The 880-nt window shown below is 73.9% G+C and carries 2 protein-coding genes; both read left to right on the top strand.

The features are described from left to right. Position 1: 1 nt before the first annotated feature. The gene (locus D588_RS25400) at positions 2 to 412 is read left to right on the top strand and encodes a hypothetical protein (RefSeq protein WP_051067890.1); all 411 of its coding nucleotides are present in this window, start codon (positions 2 to 4) and stop codon (positions 410 to 412) included. Next, the coding region (locus tag D588_RS25395) for an NUDIX domain-containing protein (RefSeq protein WP_345775589.1) at positions 409 to 880 on the top strand (472 nt) is incomplete at its 3' end. The genes D588_RS25400 and D588_RS25395, both read left to right, overlap by 4 nt.

Below are 880 nucleotides of genomic sequence, written 5' to 3'. Positions count from 1 at the left end.
GCTGCGCCAGGGTGCGCCGCTGGATCGGCTGTCGCTGCTGTTGCTCGCGCTGACGGTGGCGCTGGCGGCGTGGTATGTCGGCATCGGTGCCGTCCTCGCCGTGTCCTGTTGCGGCGTCGCCGCCTTGGCCGGCCTGTTGCAGCGCTATTGGGCGGCACGGGTCGGCCTGGACGTGGCGTTGCTTGAGGCAGTGCTGGCCGAACCGGACCTGCCGCGCGCCGGTGCCGACCTGGACGCCGTCCTGCAGCGGTTGGGCCTGCTGCGCACGCTGCCGCCGCCGCGCGATTGGCTGGCGCGCTGGCAGGGCATGCGCCGCCTGCTGCGGCGGCAACTGCTGTGTTTCGCCCTGCAGGGGCTGGCCCTGCTGCTGGCACTGTGCTCGGCGCCCGCGGGCTGGGAAGCGCTGCGATGACGCGAATGCCGACGCCACTGCTGCCGGCCAGCGTCGATCCCGACCACGCTGCGCTGTGGCAGCGCCTGCAGGCCGACGGCTTCGGCGAGGGCGAGACGGCGTTGGCGGCGTTCGAGCGTCGCGTCGCCGAGGAGGCCGGCGTGTCGCCGGCGCTGGCCACGCAACTGGTCGAGGAATACCGGCGTTTCTGCTTCCTGGCCTGCGTCGCCGGCGAGGAGATCACGCCGAGTCCGCTGGTCGATCAGGCCTGGCATGCACACCTCACCGACACCCGCGAGTACTGGCAGCGGTTCTGTCCACAGGTGCTGCGCCGCACCCTGCATCACCATCCCGGGCGCGGCGACCCGGCCGACGCCGCGCGCTTCCAGGCCCAGTACGCGGCCACCCTGGCGCAGTACCGGCACTACTTCGGCGAACCGCCAACGGCGTGCTGGCCGGCGCCGGCCGGCACGCGGCCGCCCGCGCCGG

This window comes from Xanthomonas sp. SHU 308 (genome assembly GCF_000364645.1).
Classification (GTDB): domain Bacteria; phylum Pseudomonadota; class Gammaproteobacteria; order Xanthomonadales; family Xanthomonadaceae; genus Xanthomonas_A; species Xanthomonas_A sontii.
This window is presented reverse-complemented; position numbering and strand designations above follow the sequence as displayed.